This window comes from Actinotalea solisilvae (assembly GCF_016464425.1).
Lineage (GTDB): Bacteria > Actinomycetota > Actinomycetes > Actinomycetales > Cellulomonadaceae > Actinotalea > Actinotalea solisilvae.
Genome location: NZ_JADDKQ010000005.1, coordinates 89,910 through 103,883, shown reverse-complemented (window position 1 = coordinate 103,883; position 13,974 = coordinate 89,910). Strand labels below are relative to the sequence as shown.

Here is a 13,974-nt window from a genome sequence, read left to right as displayed (position 1 = left end):
GCCCCGGGGCCTCGCGGAGCGGCGTGCCACGACTCGCCGGCGTGTCCGGGCACGACGCTCCGCACCCCGTTAGCCGCGGAGCGGCGTGCCACGACTCGCCGGCGTGTCCGGGCACGTCGCTCCGCGCGGGGAGGGTGGAGCGTCGTGGCGGGCGCGGGTGCGCGCGGGTGGGGGCGTGTCGGAGGGGGTGAGTAGCGTCGCCACCATGGACGTCGAGGTGGTGTCGGCCGTGGGGCGGTTCGAGGACTTCGCGACCGTCGTCGGGACGCAGCGGGCCGACGCCGGCGGGTGCTGGTGCATGTCGTACCGCGACAGCCGCGTGGCGAACCTCGAGCGCCCCGCCTACATGCGCGCCGAGTGCTCGCGCGAGCCGGGCCCGGGCGTGCTCGCCTACGTCGACGGCGAGGTCGCGGGCTGGTGCTCGGTCGCGCCGCGCAGCACCTACCGGCGACTCATGAACTCCCGCACCATCCCCTTCGTCGACGAGCGCGACGCGTGGAGCGCAGTGTGCTTCGTCGTCCGGCCCGGCTTCCGGCGGCAGGGCCTCATGCACCGGCTGCTCGACGGCGCCGTCGAGCACGCTCGCGCGTCGGGCGCGGAGGTGGTCGAGGGATACCCGGTCGACGTCGGGCGCGAGAAGGTCGACGTCATCTCGGGATACGTCGGGACCGTCCGGCTGTTCGAGGGCGCGGGGTTCACGCGCGTCGCCGAGACGACCGGCCACAGCGGCGGCCGTGTGCGCTGGGTGATGCGCCGCGAGCTCGCCTGACGCGCGTCGCCGCGCACCGTCACAGCGCACGGTCAGCGCGGACGGTCACCGCAACGCACGGTCACCGCCGCCCGTGCTCTCGCGTGCGACGACGGCGTGCGGCGCCACGACCTCGATCGCCGGCGCCTCCGGATCCGCGATCCGCTCGGCGATCCGCGCCACCGCGTGGTGCGCGATGAACGGTGTGTCGAGCGAGACCGTGCTGAGGCTCGGACGCGAGTAGCGCCCCTCCTCGATGTCGTCGATGCCGATGATCGCCACGTCCTCCGGGACGCTCAGCCCGGCGTCGAACACCGCGCGCATCGCACCCATCGCCAGCAGGTCCGAGTAGCAGAAGATCGCGTCCGGCCGTTCGGGCAGCGCGAGGAGGGCAGACGCGGCGTCGTACCCGTCGGCGCGTCGGTAGTGCGCCGCGGGGTGGAGGTACCGAGAGTCGACCTCGAGGCCCGCGGCCTCGAGCGCCCGCTCGTAGCCGGCGGTCCGCTGCTGGGGCGTCGCGTAGTCCTCGAGCGGCTGGGCGCCGATCGCGGCGATCCGCGTGCGGCCGAGCGCAACGAGGTGGTCCACGGCGTCGCGCGCCGCCCGGACGTTGTCGATCGCGACGTGGTCGTAGCGGCCGTCGAACTCGTGCTCGCCGAGGAGGACGAGAGGCATCGACGTCCGCGCGTTCATCTCGAGCAGCTCGGCCTTGGTCACCAGGGGGCTGAACAGGACGCCGTCGAAGAGCATGGTGCGGTCCGCTCCGGTGAGCAGCTCCTTCTCGCGCTCGTGGTCGTGGCCCGTCTGGTCGATCATCACGCGGTACCCGACAGCCGCCGCGGCGTTGATGATCTCGCGCGCCAGCTCTGCGAAGTACGGCACATCGATCTCGGGGACCACCAGCGCGAGGACCCCGGTGCGTCCCGTGCGGAGCGTGCGCGCCACGGGGTTCGGCCGGTAGTCGAGCTCCTCGATCGCGGCGTTGACCCGCTGGCGCATCCGCTCGCTGACGTGCTCGTACCCGCTCACGACGTTGGACACCGTCCGGACGGAGACCTGCGCGCGCTCGGCGACGTCGCGGAGCGTTGCCGCCATCCCGGCTCCCTTCCTCGTGGTGTGCTCAGCATAGGGCTTGCAACGTGTGCAAACGAGGGGTACGTTTGCACACGTTGGCAAACCGACGCGGACGGACCGCGCCGGGTACGCACAAGGGAGTGCTCATGCACCTGCTCCATCGTGGCCCGCGTCGAGCCACCCACACCGGTGTCGCCCGTCGCACGGCCGGACTGGTCGCGGTCCTGACCACCGCCACCCTGCTCGCCGCCTGCGGCCCCGCGATCGACTCTGGCGGCGACGAGCCCGACGAGAGCACCGCCGCGGGCGACCCGGACGTCCTCCAGGCCCCCACCGAGGAGTCGCCGTCGGGCGAGATCACCATCTGGGACCGCTCGGGTGACCTCTACGAGGTCTTCGACGCGGCCATCGCCGCGTTCAACGAGAAGTACCCGGACATCACGGTCAACCACGAGGCCGTCGACATCGACGCCAAGCTGCAGAACACGCTGATCACGGGCACGGACGTGCCCGACGGCGTCTTCCTCGACGACGCCAAGGTCGCCGGCTTCGCGGACTACCTCTGGGACCTCGGCTCCGTGCTCGAGCCCTACGTCGGCGACATCGCGCAGCAGAAGGTCGACGTCAACTCCCTCGACGGTGGCATCTACGGCGTGCCGTTCGACCTCGACCCCGGCCTGCTCTACTACAACGCGACGGCGCTGGAGGCGGCCGGCGTCGACGCCACCGCCATCGAGTCGTACGACGACCTGCTCGAGGCGGCGCGCCAGTACAAGGCCGCCGTGCCCGACGCCGGGCCGATCCACCTCGAGCAGTCGGCCTTCCTCGGCCAGCTGCAGCTCGAGATGTACGCGAGCCAGCTCGGCACGAGCCTCGCGGACGAGAACGGCGAGCTGCGGATCGCCTCCCCCGAGTACGAGCAGATCCTCACCTTCCTCGACACCGTCCAGCGGGAGGGTCTGGGCACGCGCGCTGAGTACCTCAGCCAGAGCGACGTCGGGGCGCTCGAGTCGGGGAAGCAGGTCTTCTACCCCTGGGCGATCTGGTTCAACTTCGCCCCCCAGCAGCAGCTCACCGAGACGCAGGGCGACTGGCGCGCGATGCCGCTGCCCGCGTGGAGCGAGGGCGGCGCGCGCAGCGGTGCGATGGGCGGCTCGTCCTTCGTGCTCCCCCGGGACGGCGAGAACTCGGAGCTCGCGTGGCTCTTCTACGAGTTCCTCATGTTCGACGAGGCGGGCTACACCGCCGTGTACGGCCCGAACGACGTCTACCCCGACGGCCTCAACACGTCGATCCCGGCGTACGAGCCGGCCGCCGACCCGGCACGCCCGCTGTTCGGCCCGCTCGACGCCCTCGGCGGCCAGGACCTGTGGACCGTCGCCGTCGAGGCCGGTCAGGAGATCCCCGGAGGCACGCCGACGCCCGCGTGGTGGGCCGGCGCCGTCGACTACCTCGGGAACAACGTCCAGCGCATGCTCGACGGGGCGATGACTCCGCAGGAGGTCATGGAGCAGTCCGCCGCGGACATCCAGGCCAACTTGGTCGACCGCCAGTAGTCGTCCGGGCGCGCGCCGCTCCCCCGGCGCGGCGCGCGCCCCCGACCGCTCGACCCGCCCCCGGACCGGAGGACTCCCGTGACCGCCACCACCGCACCGCCCCGGCGCCGCGCTCTTGCGCCGGCACGGCGGCCCCGGGCCTCGCGCTCGTCGCGCCGACGTCGGGTCGCGCCGTACCTCTTCGTCGCCCCGTTCCTCGTGCTCTTCGCCGCCTTCGGGGTCCATCCGATGCTCTTCACGCTGCGGCTCAGCTTCACGAGCTGGCGCGGGTCGGGTGCGGCCGAGTGGGTCGGCCTCGGCAACTACACCTACCTCCTCGGCAACGAGACGTTCTGGGCCTCGCTCGGCAACTCCGCCGCGCTGTGGCTGCTCATCGTCCCGGTCCAGATGCTGCTCGCGCTCGTCGTGGCCGTCCTGCTCGACAACGCGAAGCTGCGGCTGCGCGGCTTCTACCGCGTCGCGTTCCTCGTCCCGTTCGTCACGCCGCTCGTCGCGGTCGCGCAGATCTGGGTCGTCGTCTTCGACCAGGACTACGGCGCCGTCAACGGCCTGCTCAACGCGGTGGGCGTGCCCGACGTCGGCTGGCTCACGACGAGCGCGTGGGCCAAGCCGACGCTCGCCCTCCTCTTCCTGTGGAAGACCACGGGCTTCATCGTCATCATCCTGCTCTCGGGCCTGCAGTCGATCGACGCGACGGTGTACGAGGCCGCCGCCCTGGACGGCGCCTCCCCCGCCCGCCAGCTGTGGAGCATCACCGTGCCGCTCGTGCGGCGGACGCTGATGTTCTCGGTCGTCCTCCAGACGCTCGCGGTGTTCCAGATGTTCGCGGAGCCGTTCGTCGTCACCGACGGCGGGCCCTACGGCTCGACGACCACCGCCGGGCTGTACCTCTACGACCACATCACGCGGGCCGACCTCGGCACCGGCGCGGCCAACTCGTTCCTCCTGGTGGTCGTCGTGATGGGACTGTCGCTCCTCTTCGTCCGGCTCCTGCGGTCGGAGGACTGAGCGATGAGCGCACCGACCCTCACCGCGCCGACGCCGGGCACGACGTCGCCCGGGGCGCAGCCCTCCCCCGCGCGGACCGCCCGGCCCGGGCGCGGGCTCGTCGCGACCGCCGCCTCCCAGCTGTTCCTCGTCCTGCTCACGGTGGCGTTCCTCGCGCCCGTCGTCTGGGCGGTCCTCTCGGCGTTCAAGCCCGCCCGGGCGATCGTCGCGGACCCGCTCGGGTTCGCGCCGGGCGACGCGACGCTCGAGAACTTCGCGCGGATGTTCGAGGACGTGCCGATCGGCCAGGGCTTCCTCAACACGGCGATCGTGCTGGTCCTCAAGGGCACGCTGACGCTCGTCTTCGCGCCGCTCGCCGGCTACGCGTTCGCCAAGTACGACTTCCCCGGCAAGACGCTGATCTTCGGCACGGTGCTCGTCACGCTCATGCTCCCGACCATCGTCCTCATCATCCCGCTGCTGCTGGAGATGAAGGAGCTCGGCTGGGTCAACACGTACCAGGCGCTCGTCCTGCCCGGTGCGGTCGACGCGTTCGCGATCTTCTGGATGCGCCAGGTCGTCGCGGCCGTGCCGGACGAGCTGCTCGACGCCGCGCGGGTCGACGGCTGCAGCGAGCTCGGCATCTTCGCGCGCATCGTGGTGCCCGTCATCCGCCCGGCGCTCGCGGGCCTGGGCGTGCTCACCGTGATGAACATCTACAACGACTTCGTCTGGCCCGTCGTCGTCGCGAGCTCCGAGCGCATGGCGACCCTCCAGGTCGTCCTGTCGACCCTCGCGCAGAACATCACGGGCAACCGCATCGGCGCGGACTACGCGACGGTCACCGGCGAGCTGCTCGCCGCCGCGTCCGTCGCGCTCGTGCCGCTCCTCGTCGTCTTCGTCCTGCTCCAGCGCCACTTCATCAACGGCATCCTCGCCGGCAGCGTCAAGGGCTGAGCTGCCATGTCCGAAAGGCACCACCACATGACCGAGCTCGCCGCTGCGACCGCTGTGACGGTCGATCTTCCTCGTCCCGAGTACCCGCGGCCCGATCGCGACCGCTCGGCACGATGGCTCTCCCTCCACGGCACCTGGTCGCTCGACACCCCGGGGGGCGCGGTGCCGATCACCGTCCCGTTCGCGTGGGAGACGGCGGCCTCGGGCGTCGAGCGGACGTGGCTCGAGCGCGCCACCTACCGCCGCACGGTGGCGGTGCCCGCCGCGTGGGCGGGGGCGCGCGTCGTCCTCTGCTTCGGCGCCGTCCACCACCGGGCGCGCGTGCTCGTCGACGACGTCGAGGTGGGCACGCATGTCGGCGGCCACGACTCGTTCGAGCTGGACGTCACCGACGTCGTGCACCCGGGCGAGGAGTCGACGCTCGAGGTCGAGGTGGACGCGCCCGCGGACAAGCGGTCGATCCCCCACGGCAAGCAGCGCTCGATCCCGCGCGACGACTACGACGGCGTCTCCTTCCGACCGACGTCCGGCATCTGGCAGCCGGTGTGGCTCGAGGCGCGCGGGCGGACCTACGCCGCCCAGGTCCGGCTGCGCGGCGAGTCGCTCGCCGGCTTCGAGGTCGACGGCGTCCTCGTCGGCGATGCGCCCGCGGGCGCCGACGTGGTCGCTCAGCTCGCCACCGGCGAGCGCGTCGCGCTCGTCGCCGACGCCCACGGCCGCTTCGCCGGACGGCTCGACGTCACCGACCCGCGCCCCTGGAGCCCCGCGGACCCGTACCTCTACGAGGTCGAGGTGACCGTGGGCGAGGGGCGATCCGCGGACCGCGTCGTCGTCACGGGCGGCCTGCGCCGGATCGAGACCCGCGGCGAGCAGTTGTTCCTCAACGGCGAGCGGTTCTACGTGCGCGGCGTCCTGGACCAGGGCTACTGGCCCGTGACGGGTCTCACCGCGCCCGACGACGCCGCCCTCGTCCGCGACCTCGAGATCGCCGCGCGCGCGGGCTACAACCTCGTCCGCAAGCACCTCAAGCTCGAGGAGCCCCGCTGGCTGCACCACGCGGACCGCCTCGGGATGCTCGTGTGGGCCGAGCCGCCGGGTCCGAGCCGGTTCAGCGACGCCGCGCACGCGGCGTTCGTGGCCCAGCTCGCGCCCATGGTCGAGCGGGACGGCAACCACCCGTCGCTCGTCGTCTGGGGCCTCTACAACGAGGAGTGGGGCCTGGACTGGGACATCCCCGGCTCCCCCGAGCGTGCGGCCGCGGCGGCCTCGGCGTACGACGCCCTGCGCGCGCTCGACGACACGCGGCCGATCGTCGAGAACTCCGGCTGGGCCCACGTGCGCACCGACCTCGTCGACTGGCACTACTACGACGAGGACCCGCAGGCCTGGGCCGACAACGTCGCGGGCCTGGCCGACGGGAGCCGGGACGACTTCCCCGTGCGGCTGGGCCCGGACTTCGTCGTCGACAAGTCGCTCTACGGGTCGTCCGAGTTCCCGCGGCGCGGCGTCCCGGTCCTCAACAGCGAGTACGGCGCGGGCTTCACGAGCCTCGAGCGTGCGTGGAGCATGCGCTGGCAGACCCAGGAGCTGCGTCGCCACGACCGCTTCGCCGGGTACGTCTACACCGAGCTCGCCGACGTCGAGCACGAGATGGCGGGTCTCGTCGACGCGGACCGCCGCGCCAAGGACGGGGGCGGGCTGGATCCCGCCCACGTCAACGCCGACACGGTCCTGGTGCTCGACGTCGTGCCACGGCACGCGGGCGCCGACGTACCGGTACCCGACGGCGACTGGCGGCTCGGCGCCCACGTCTCGCACCACGGCACGGCGCCCGTCGCGGGCCGCGTACGAGCGGCGTGGGCACCCGCGGGGACGCGGTTCGGCGAGCCGGTCGCGGCCGTGGCCGCCGAGTCGGAGGCGCTCAAGGCGGAGCCGTTCGTCCTCTCGCCCGCCGTGACGCTCGAGGTTCCCGCGCCGGGCGACGTGAGCGCGGCCCGGCTGCTCGTGTGGTTCGAGGACGAGTCGGGGGCGACGATCGCGAGGACCTTCGTCGACGCCGGCCCCCTCGAGCCGCCGAACCGGCGGGGAGCCCGCGTCTGACGGCGGGGCGGCGGGGGCCGACTACTGGGTCGGCAGGTCGTCCATCGCGTGGATGCCCCACAGGACGAAGGCCGTGATGACGCCCGCCGCGAGGACCGCCGCGCCTAAGGCCGTCAGGAACACGGGCCAGAACGAGCGCGCCCGCGGCCGCACGATGACGTCGCTCGGGTCGTCGCGGTTGACCCACACCCAGCCCTGGAACTCCGGGGTCGCGCCGATCCCGCGGCGGATCGCGGAGAACACGACGGTGCGCCTCGGCTCGTTGTCCGGGCCGGGGAACTCGAGCGTGAGCATGTACCCCGAGACCGCGTAGACGCGGTCGACGAGCCGGGCCGGGAGCTGGATGCGACGGACCCTGCTCTCCTTGCGCGAGAGCGCGACGGCCCCGGCGATCATCGAGCCGCCGACGACCAGCGCGATCCCCAGCACGACCCAGCCCTCGGTACCCACGGCGCGGAGTCTGGCAGCCGCGCGTCGACGGATGCCGGCGCGTCCACGCCGCGCCTCAGGCCCGCCGCACCGCCGTCGTGCGCGTCCGCCCGCGGCGAACACGTGCCCGCGCCCTGGAACGGCCTGGCTTCCTGCGCGCGCGTGGGGGACCATCGACGCATGACCACCGCCCGAACGCCCCGCCCGGGCACGTTCGCGCGCGCCTGGTATCCGGCTGACGCCCTCCCGGTATCCCGTCGAACGCGCTGTCGAACGCGCTGACCGACCCACCGTCCCACCCGCGGCCCACCGGCCGAGCGTCGCCCAGGAAGACCCGATGAGCACCAGCACCCAGCCCCGGCGCACCCGCGCACCCCACGACCGCCCCGCGCTGCCCGAGCGCTCGCACTCGCGCGGCGTCGCCGTCTACGTCGAGGTCCCGGACGGCGACGGCTTCCCCGACTCGGCCGAGCTGCTCGACCTCGCCGGCGCGCTCTACGAGCTCGCGCAGGACCTGGTCCCGGGCGCGACGACCCGCACCGAGGTGCGCCTCACCGACGCGCCCGGCTGACCCGGCGCCGACCCGTCAGGGCGCGTAGGTGCACGTCCGGTCGGGGTATGCGTGGCACGTCGCGGCGATCGTCCGGTAGCCCGAGGACCACTCGTTGCCGTCGGGCGAGAGCGCCGTGAGCGTGGTCCCGTGCCAGAGCTGCGCGCCGAAGGTCGCCGGGTCGTTGCGCACGTACCGCGCGAAGGCGCTGCCGTAGGCCAGGGGTGTCTCGCGCCCGACGCCGACCACCGCGTCACCCACGAACGCCCACGTCTGGGCGCGGGCCGCCCCGAAGAACCCGGTCTGGTTCTTCGGCCGCGTGAGCCAGTAGTCGACGCGCGACGCGCTCGCCCCGGGGTGCGTGACCCACCGCAGCTGGACGACGTCGGTCCAGCGGACCGAGCCGTCCGGCTCCGAAACCCCGCGGCGCAGCCAGTTCGTCTGCGCGTAGGCGTGGCCGTGGAGCAGCACGCGGCCGTACGTCTGGTCGGGGTCGAACGGGAAGGGCGGCTCCTCGTCGGGCGCGGGCTCGGTCGCGAGCGCCAGGTCGTGCGCGGCCGCGGGCAGCGCGGTGCCCGCGGCGACGGCGGTCGCGGTGTCGGTCAACACCCGCGCGGCCGCGGCCGGCGCGAGCGCGTCCAGGCCGGGGAAGTCGACGTCGGCGCCCGACGCGGCGGCGTCCGCGAGGGCCTCGAGCCCGTGGCGCACCGCCCCGGCGCCGTTGCGCCGCACCGCGTGCTCGACGGCGTCGGCGAAGGAGTCGTCCGAGCCAACGACCCACTCGACCGGCGCGTCCTCGGCCGGCGCCGCGGCGGCCGCGGCCGGCGCCCCGGAGAGTCCCAGGAGGATCACGGTGACGACCGCGCCTCGGCGTGCCTGGATGATGCCCCTCATCGTGTCCCCCCCGGGCCATGCGCGCTGCGATGCGCTGGACCGGCACCGTCGCACGTGCCCAATTCGCCGTCAACGCCCCGTTCGTCCGATCAGGTGACGTTCGTGCGCAGACCCGGTCCGCGCCGGGGCTGCGCGGACCGCGGCCGGCCCGTCAGCGCATCCAGCGCCGCAGGTCCTTGCCGGACGCGGCGTCCCACGCGGCGTCGACCGCGGCCTCCGCGTGCGCGGCGCGGCGCTCCTCGTGCGCGTGCAGGCGGCCGTAGGCGAAGGCGGTCGCGGCCGACGCGTCGTCGTGCGCGAGGCGCTCGAGGAGCACCCCCGCATGGCGGGCGTCGAGGTGCTCGCCGAGCGCCTCCTGGACGGCCTCCATGGCCTCCGCGTAGGCCGCGGCATCGTCACCCAGCACGACGGCGACCGCCTCCCCCGCGTACCGGGCGCGCTTGGCCGCCTTGCGCGCCTCGTGCCGGGCCGTCTCGCGCGCGGCCGGGTCCTCCTCGCGGCGCGCGGCACGCACGGCGGCGCGGACGTCGTCGTCGGCGGCGCGGACCAGGCGGGGCAGGACGTCGGACGCGGGACGCGCCGCGCGCCCGCGCCACGGGGTCTCGGTGAGCAGCGCGTCGAGCGCACGGAGCAGCGCGCGGTACCGGTCGCCGTCGAGCGCGCCGAGTAGGCGCTCGCGCGCCGTCGCGTAGGCGCCGTCGAGGCTCGCGGAGACCTCGCGCGCGACGGCGGCGGGCGCGTCCGGGACCGCGTCCGCCATCGCCCCCGCGAGGCGGTCGCGCATGACCTCGGCGTCCCGCACGGCGCCCAGCTCGCGCGCGAGCCACCGCAGCTCGCGCCGCACGGGCCGCGTCGCGGAGCGGTGCAGCAGCCGCTCGAACGTCGTCAGCGCGCTGCGCAGCCGCCGGGTCGCGACGCGCATCGCGTGCACGGCACCGGGCGTGTCGAGGCGCACCGGCAGGTCCTGCGCGCGGATCTGCTCGACCTGCGCGCGCAGGCGCGCGAGCACGACGTCGCCCGCGGGGGACGCGGCCGTCAGCGCGGGGCCGACCTCGTCGGGCGCCGCACCCTCCGTGCCCAGCGTCCGCGCGAGCTTGGACGCCGACGCGGACGGCCGCAGGCCGAGCTCGACCAGGCGTGGCTCGGCGGTCGCAAGCAGGTCCGGCGGCCCGTCGACCACCTCGACCTCGACCTCGCGCCACGCCTGCTCGGCGCCCACGACGTCACCCGGCGCGTCCGAGGGGTGCACGCGGCGCGCGGTCACGTGGTCGTCGGCGACCTCGACGAGGACCCGGCCCGTCACGTCGACGAGGCGGCGGACGGCACGGTGCGTCCGCAGGCGCGCGACCGGCACGAGCGGGTGCCCCAGCGTCACCGCCCAGGTCATCGCGACGAGCTGCTCGGGGACGGGCCCGTCGGTGCCGGCGTCCTCCCCGGGCGCGAGGTCGACCCGCACCTCGGACCGCGCCCCGTCAGCCCGCGGGACCTTGAGGTGCCAACCCGCGTCCTCGCCGCCCGTGCGGCGCCGGAGCGTGAGGCGCGCGGCCGCGAGGCGGAGGTCGGCGGTGTCGTAGTAGGTGGCGGCGAGGTCGTGCTCGGCGGCGGCACCCTCGGCCCACGGGGCGGCGTCGTCGGCGCCGGGCTCACGGCCCGCGCGGAACACGTCGACGAGGTCCGGCAGCGCGAACCCCTCGTCGACGTCGTACTTCGCCTCGACCTCGAGGTGCACGCCCGCCATGCGCCCGTTCTACCAAGGCGCACCGACGCCGCGCGTGCCGGGGACGCCTCAGCCGAGCAGGCGATCGAGCGTGACGAAGCCGTACCCGCGCGCCCGCAGGCCGTCGACGACGGCGGGCAGCGCGTCGGCGTCGAGCGTCGTGCCGTCGTCCGGGTTCGCTCCGACGTGCAGGAGGACGATCGCGCCCGGCTGCGCGGCGGCCAGCACGCGCTCGACGACGGCGGCCGCGGTGAGCCCGCCGCTCGTGCCCTTCCAGCCGAGGCTGTCGACCGTCCAGCGGACCGGGACGTAGCCCGCGGCGTTGACCGCCCGCACGTCGGCCGGGGTCCGGTCGCCGTACGGGAAGCGGAACCACGGCCGTGGCTCGGCGCCCGCGGCGACGATCGCGGCGCGCGCGGTCTCGAGGTCGACCGCGATCTCCGCGTCCGTGAGCGCCGGGTAGTGCTTGTGGGCGTCACTGTGGTTGCCGACCCGGTGGCCCGCCGCGACGACGGCGGCGACCCGCTCGGGGTAGCGCCGCGCGAAGTCGCCCGTGACGAAGAACGTCGCGGGGACGTCACGGTCGGCGAGCGTCGCGAGGATCGACGGCACGCCGGCGTCGCTCGCGCCGCCGTCGAACGTCAGCGCGACGACGGCGTCCGTCGTGGGCACGCGCTCCCAGTCCGTGCCGAGCAGCCCCGGCGGGAGCGCGTCGGGCGCGGGCACGGGGGCGGGCGGAGGCGGCGGCTCGACGGGCTGGGGCGCGGGCGGCGGCGTCGGCGCGGGCGGCGGCGGCGTCGTGGGCGCGGGCGTCCCGGGGGTCGACGGCGGGGTCGCGGGCGGGGGCGGCGTGCGCCGGCTGCTCACGGGCGACGGCGACGGCGCGGGCTCGGGCCCGGGCGTGCACGCCGCGAGGCCCGCGAGCGCGAGCGCCGCCGCCAGCACGGCGGCGGCGCCACGCGCGCGCGTCACCCCACGGGGGCGCGCCCGTCGTGCCGCACGGACGGCGGCGCCGTGGCGACCGGGAACCCGGACGTCGCGGGAGGCGCCGGCGCCGTCCGGCCCGACGGCGGCACGCGGTCCGGGTCCGGACCTGCGGCGACGTAGACGAGCGTCCCGACGAAGCCGAGGCTCAGCACGCCCAGCACGAGCAGGACGACGAACCACATCTTGTCCTCGAGCCGCGCCGTCGCGAGCACCGCGAAGACCCACGCCACCACCTGGGCCACGCCCGCCGCGACCATCGCCAGCACGCCGACCGCCGCGAGCAGCGCCGCCGTCCACGTCACAGGCGTCGACTCCACGCCGACGACGTCCGGCCCGTCCATGACGAAGCCCTGCGTCGCGAGCGTCATGAGCCCCGCGCCCACGAGCACCAGGAGCCCGACGGCGAACGCCACCAGGCTCCGCACGAACAGCGTCGTGACCGTCCTCTTCGTCACGTCGACCACCTCACCTCTCGAGTGCTGCGGTCCGAGCGTCCGTCGCGCGCCCGCGGCGGACCAGGGCCGTCCGGCCCGCCCGACCGGGCCGGGCGGTCAGCCGCTCACGACGGGCCGCACCTCGACGCCGCTGCCCTGCTCGGCGACCTCCGGCACCCGCTGCGCGATCGCGAGGGCCTCGTCGAGGTCGGCCGCCTCGACGACGTACAGGCCGCCCACCACCTCGCGCGTCTCGACGAACGGGCCGTCGGTGACCACCGGGCCGGACGGGCCGCTGCGGATGCTCGTCGCCGTCGACGTCGACGCGAGCTCCAGACCCGAGAGCACCGCCCCGTCCGCGCCCGCCGCGAAGTCGGCGTGCGCCCTCTCGAGCGCGCGCCGCTCGTCGTCCGTCCGCGCCTCCCAGCGCTGCTCGTCGCCGTAGATGAGGACCAGGTACTTCGCCATGTCGCACGTCCCGTCGTCGGGGCCCGGCGGGCCCGTTCACCCTGACGACGCGCGGGCGGGCCGCGCGAGGACACCGGGCGCCGCGACCGAGCGTACGCACGCCGTCCGACGTCGTCCGGGGCGTGTCCGGGGCGTGTCCGGTGCCGCGACGGCGCGACGAGCCCGGGACCGCGTGCGACCATCGGGCCATGTCGTCGCCGCACGAGAACACCTGGCAGAGCCCGGCCACGCCCGCCCCCGCGGGCCCGCCCGGAGCGCACGTCCAGACGCCCGTGCCCGGACCGGGCAACCAGGTCGCCGTCGCGGGCGTGACCGGCATCCGCTTCGTCGACGACCTCATCGACAAGGCCGTGGGCATCCCGTCGTCGGCGATCCACGCGCACGTCGATCGCCTGCGTCGCCGCAACCCCTACGCGAGCCCGGCCCAGATCATCACCCTGCTGGAGAAGCAGTACCTGCTCGCGGTGTCGACGTCGGGCGGCGCGGTGGGCGCGGCCGCGGCGATGCCCGCGGTCGGCACCGGCGTGGGCATGGCGCTGACGACGACGGAGGTCGGCACCTTCTTCGCGGCGTCGGCGGCCTTCTCGCTCGCGGTCGCGGACGTGCACGGCATCGGCGTCGAGGAGACGGCCCGCCGTCGCGCGCTCCTCATGGCCACCGTGCTCGGCGAGCAGGGCGCCTCGACGGTCGGCAGCGAGGCGGGCATCAACGGCCGGGCCTGGGCGAAGACGCTGCTGGTCAACATGCCGACGCAGACCATCAAGCGGGTCAACAGCGCGCTGACGCGGCGGCTCATCCGGCGCCAGGCGGGCAAGCAGGGCGCGCTCGCGATCGGGCGGCTCGCGCCGTTCGGGATCGGCGCCGTCGTGGGCGCGACCGGCGCGCGCGCCATGGGCCGGACGGTCGTCCAGGGCGCGTACAAGGCCTTCGGCCCGCCGCCCGCGACGTTCCCGCGCCAGATCGAGCTCGCGATCTCCGGGCCGGACGAGTCGGCGGCGCCGCTGCGGCTCGTCGAGTCGCGCGAGTCCGAGCCGTCGGCGCCCCCGCGCGACTGACCCCGCGCGGGCGCGCTC

14 protein-coding genes are annotated in these 13,974 nt (G+C 74.9%); 7 read left to right on the top strand and 7 right to left on the bottom strand.

Annotated features, from left to right (window positions below):
• The first annotated feature begins 205 nt into the window (after nucleotides 1-205).
• Complete coding sequence (locus JIG38_RS05965; protein WP_199422842.1) at nucleotides 206-769, top strand: GNAT family N-acetyltransferase; 564 nt, start codon at nucleotides 206-208, stop codon at nucleotides 767-769.
• 45 nt (nucleotides 770-814) lie between these two features.
• On the opposite strand, the gene JIG38_RS05960 is transcribed toward JIG38_RS05965, so the two are convergent.
• A complete protein-coding gene (locus JIG38_RS05960) occupies nucleotides 815-1,843 on the bottom strand; it encodes a LacI family DNA-binding transcriptional regulator (protein ID WP_199422841.1) in 1,029 nt (342 codons plus the stop codon).
• A gap of 125 nt (nucleotides 1,844-1,968) precedes the next feature.
• Between JIG38_RS05960 and JIG38_RS05955 the strand changes: the two genes are divergently transcribed.
• The 4 genes from JIG38_RS05955 (at nucleotide 1,969) to JIG38_RS05940 (ending at nucleotide 7,422) form a co-directional block, all read left to right on the top strand.
• Entirely contained in the window at nucleotides 1,969-3,378 is a 1,410-nt protein-coding gene (locus JIG38_RS05955) for an ABC transporter substrate-binding protein (protein WP_199422840.1), read from the top strand.
• Between the two features lie 78 nt (nucleotides 3,379-3,456).
• Entirely contained in the window at nucleotides 3,457-4,386 is a 930-nt protein-coding gene (locus tag JIG38_RS05950) for a carbohydrate ABC transporter permease (RefSeq protein WP_199422839.1), read from the top strand.
• Between the two features lie 3 nt (nucleotides 4,387-4,389).
• Nucleotides 4,390-5,322 (top strand): carbohydrate ABC transporter permease, encoded by a 933-nt coding sequence (locus JIG38_RS05945; RefSeq protein ID WP_199422838.1) that lies wholly within the window; start codon nucleotides 4,390-4,392, stop codon nucleotides 5,320-5,322.
• 27 nt (nucleotides 5,323-5,349) lie between these two features.
• Nucleotides 5,350-7,422, top strand: a complete 2,073-nt coding sequence (locus JIG38_RS05940; RefSeq protein WP_199422837.1) for a glycoside hydrolase family 2 protein — start codon at nucleotides 5,350-5,352, stop codon at nucleotides 7,420-7,422.
• 21 nt (nucleotides 7,423-7,443) lie between these two features.
• On the opposite strand, the gene JIG38_RS05935 is transcribed toward JIG38_RS05940, so the two are convergent.
• Nucleotides 7,444-7,872 carry a hypothetical protein gene (locus JIG38_RS05935; RefSeq protein WP_199422836.1) on the bottom strand — a complete coding sequence of 143 codons (429 nt, stop codon included), beginning with the start codon at nucleotides 7,870-7,872 and terminating at the stop codon, nucleotides 7,444-7,446.
• Between the two features lie 316 nt (nucleotides 7,873-8,188).
• Here JIG38_RS05935 and JIG38_RS05930 point away from each other — a divergent pair, with 316 nt between their 5' ends.
• Nucleotides 8,189-8,422 carry a hypothetical protein gene (locus JIG38_RS05930; RefSeq protein ID WP_199422835.1) on the top strand — a complete coding sequence of 78 codons (234 nt, stop codon included), beginning with the start codon at nucleotides 8,189-8,191 and terminating at the stop codon, nucleotides 8,420-8,422.
• 15 nt (nucleotides 8,423-8,437) lie between these two features.
• Here the strand turns inward: JIG38_RS05930 and JIG38_RS05925 are convergent, their stop codons facing one another.
• The 5 genes from JIG38_RS05925 to JIG38_RS05905 form a co-directional block, all read right to left on the bottom strand.
• Nucleotides 8,438-9,295: a hypothetical protein gene (locus JIG38_RS05925; RefSeq protein ID WP_199422834.1), complete on the bottom strand. Its 858-nt coding sequence runs from the start codon at nucleotides 9,293-9,295 to the stop codon at nucleotides 8,438-8,440.
• Between the two features lie 151 nt (nucleotides 9,296-9,446).
• Nucleotides 9,447-11,033: a CYTH and CHAD domain-containing protein gene (locus tag JIG38_RS05920; protein ID WP_199422833.1), complete on the bottom strand. Its 1,587-nt coding sequence runs from the start codon at nucleotides 11,031-11,033 to the stop codon at nucleotides 9,447-9,449.
• Nucleotides 11,034-11,081: 48 nt separating this feature from the next.
• On the bottom strand, nucleotides 11,082-11,984 hold the full coding sequence (locus JIG38_RS05915; RefSeq protein WP_199422832.1) for a polysaccharide deacetylase family protein: 903 nt from the start codon (nucleotides 11,982-11,984) through the stop codon (nucleotides 11,082-11,084).
• Complete coding sequence (locus JIG38_RS05910; RefSeq protein ID WP_199422831.1) at nucleotides 11,981-12,454, bottom strand: hypothetical protein; 474 nt, start codon at nucleotides 12,452-12,454, stop codon at nucleotides 11,981-11,983. The genes JIG38_RS05915 and JIG38_RS05910 overlap by 4 nt, the downstream gene beginning before the upstream one ends.
• A gap of 96 nt (nucleotides 12,455-12,550) precedes the next feature.
• Nucleotides 12,551-12,901 (bottom strand): YciI family protein, encoded by a 351-nt coding sequence (locus tag JIG38_RS05905; RefSeq protein WP_199422830.1) that lies wholly within the window; start codon nucleotides 12,899-12,901, stop codon nucleotides 12,551-12,553.
• A gap of 188 nt (nucleotides 12,902-13,089) precedes the next feature.
• Between JIG38_RS05905 and JIG38_RS05900 the strand changes: the two genes are divergently transcribed.
• Nucleotides 13,090-13,956 carry a hypothetical protein gene (locus JIG38_RS05900; protein WP_199422829.1) on the top strand — a complete coding sequence of 289 codons (867 nt, stop codon included), beginning with the start codon at nucleotides 13,090-13,092 and terminating at the stop codon, nucleotides 13,954-13,956.
• Nucleotides 13,957-13,974: the final 18 nt, after the last annotated feature.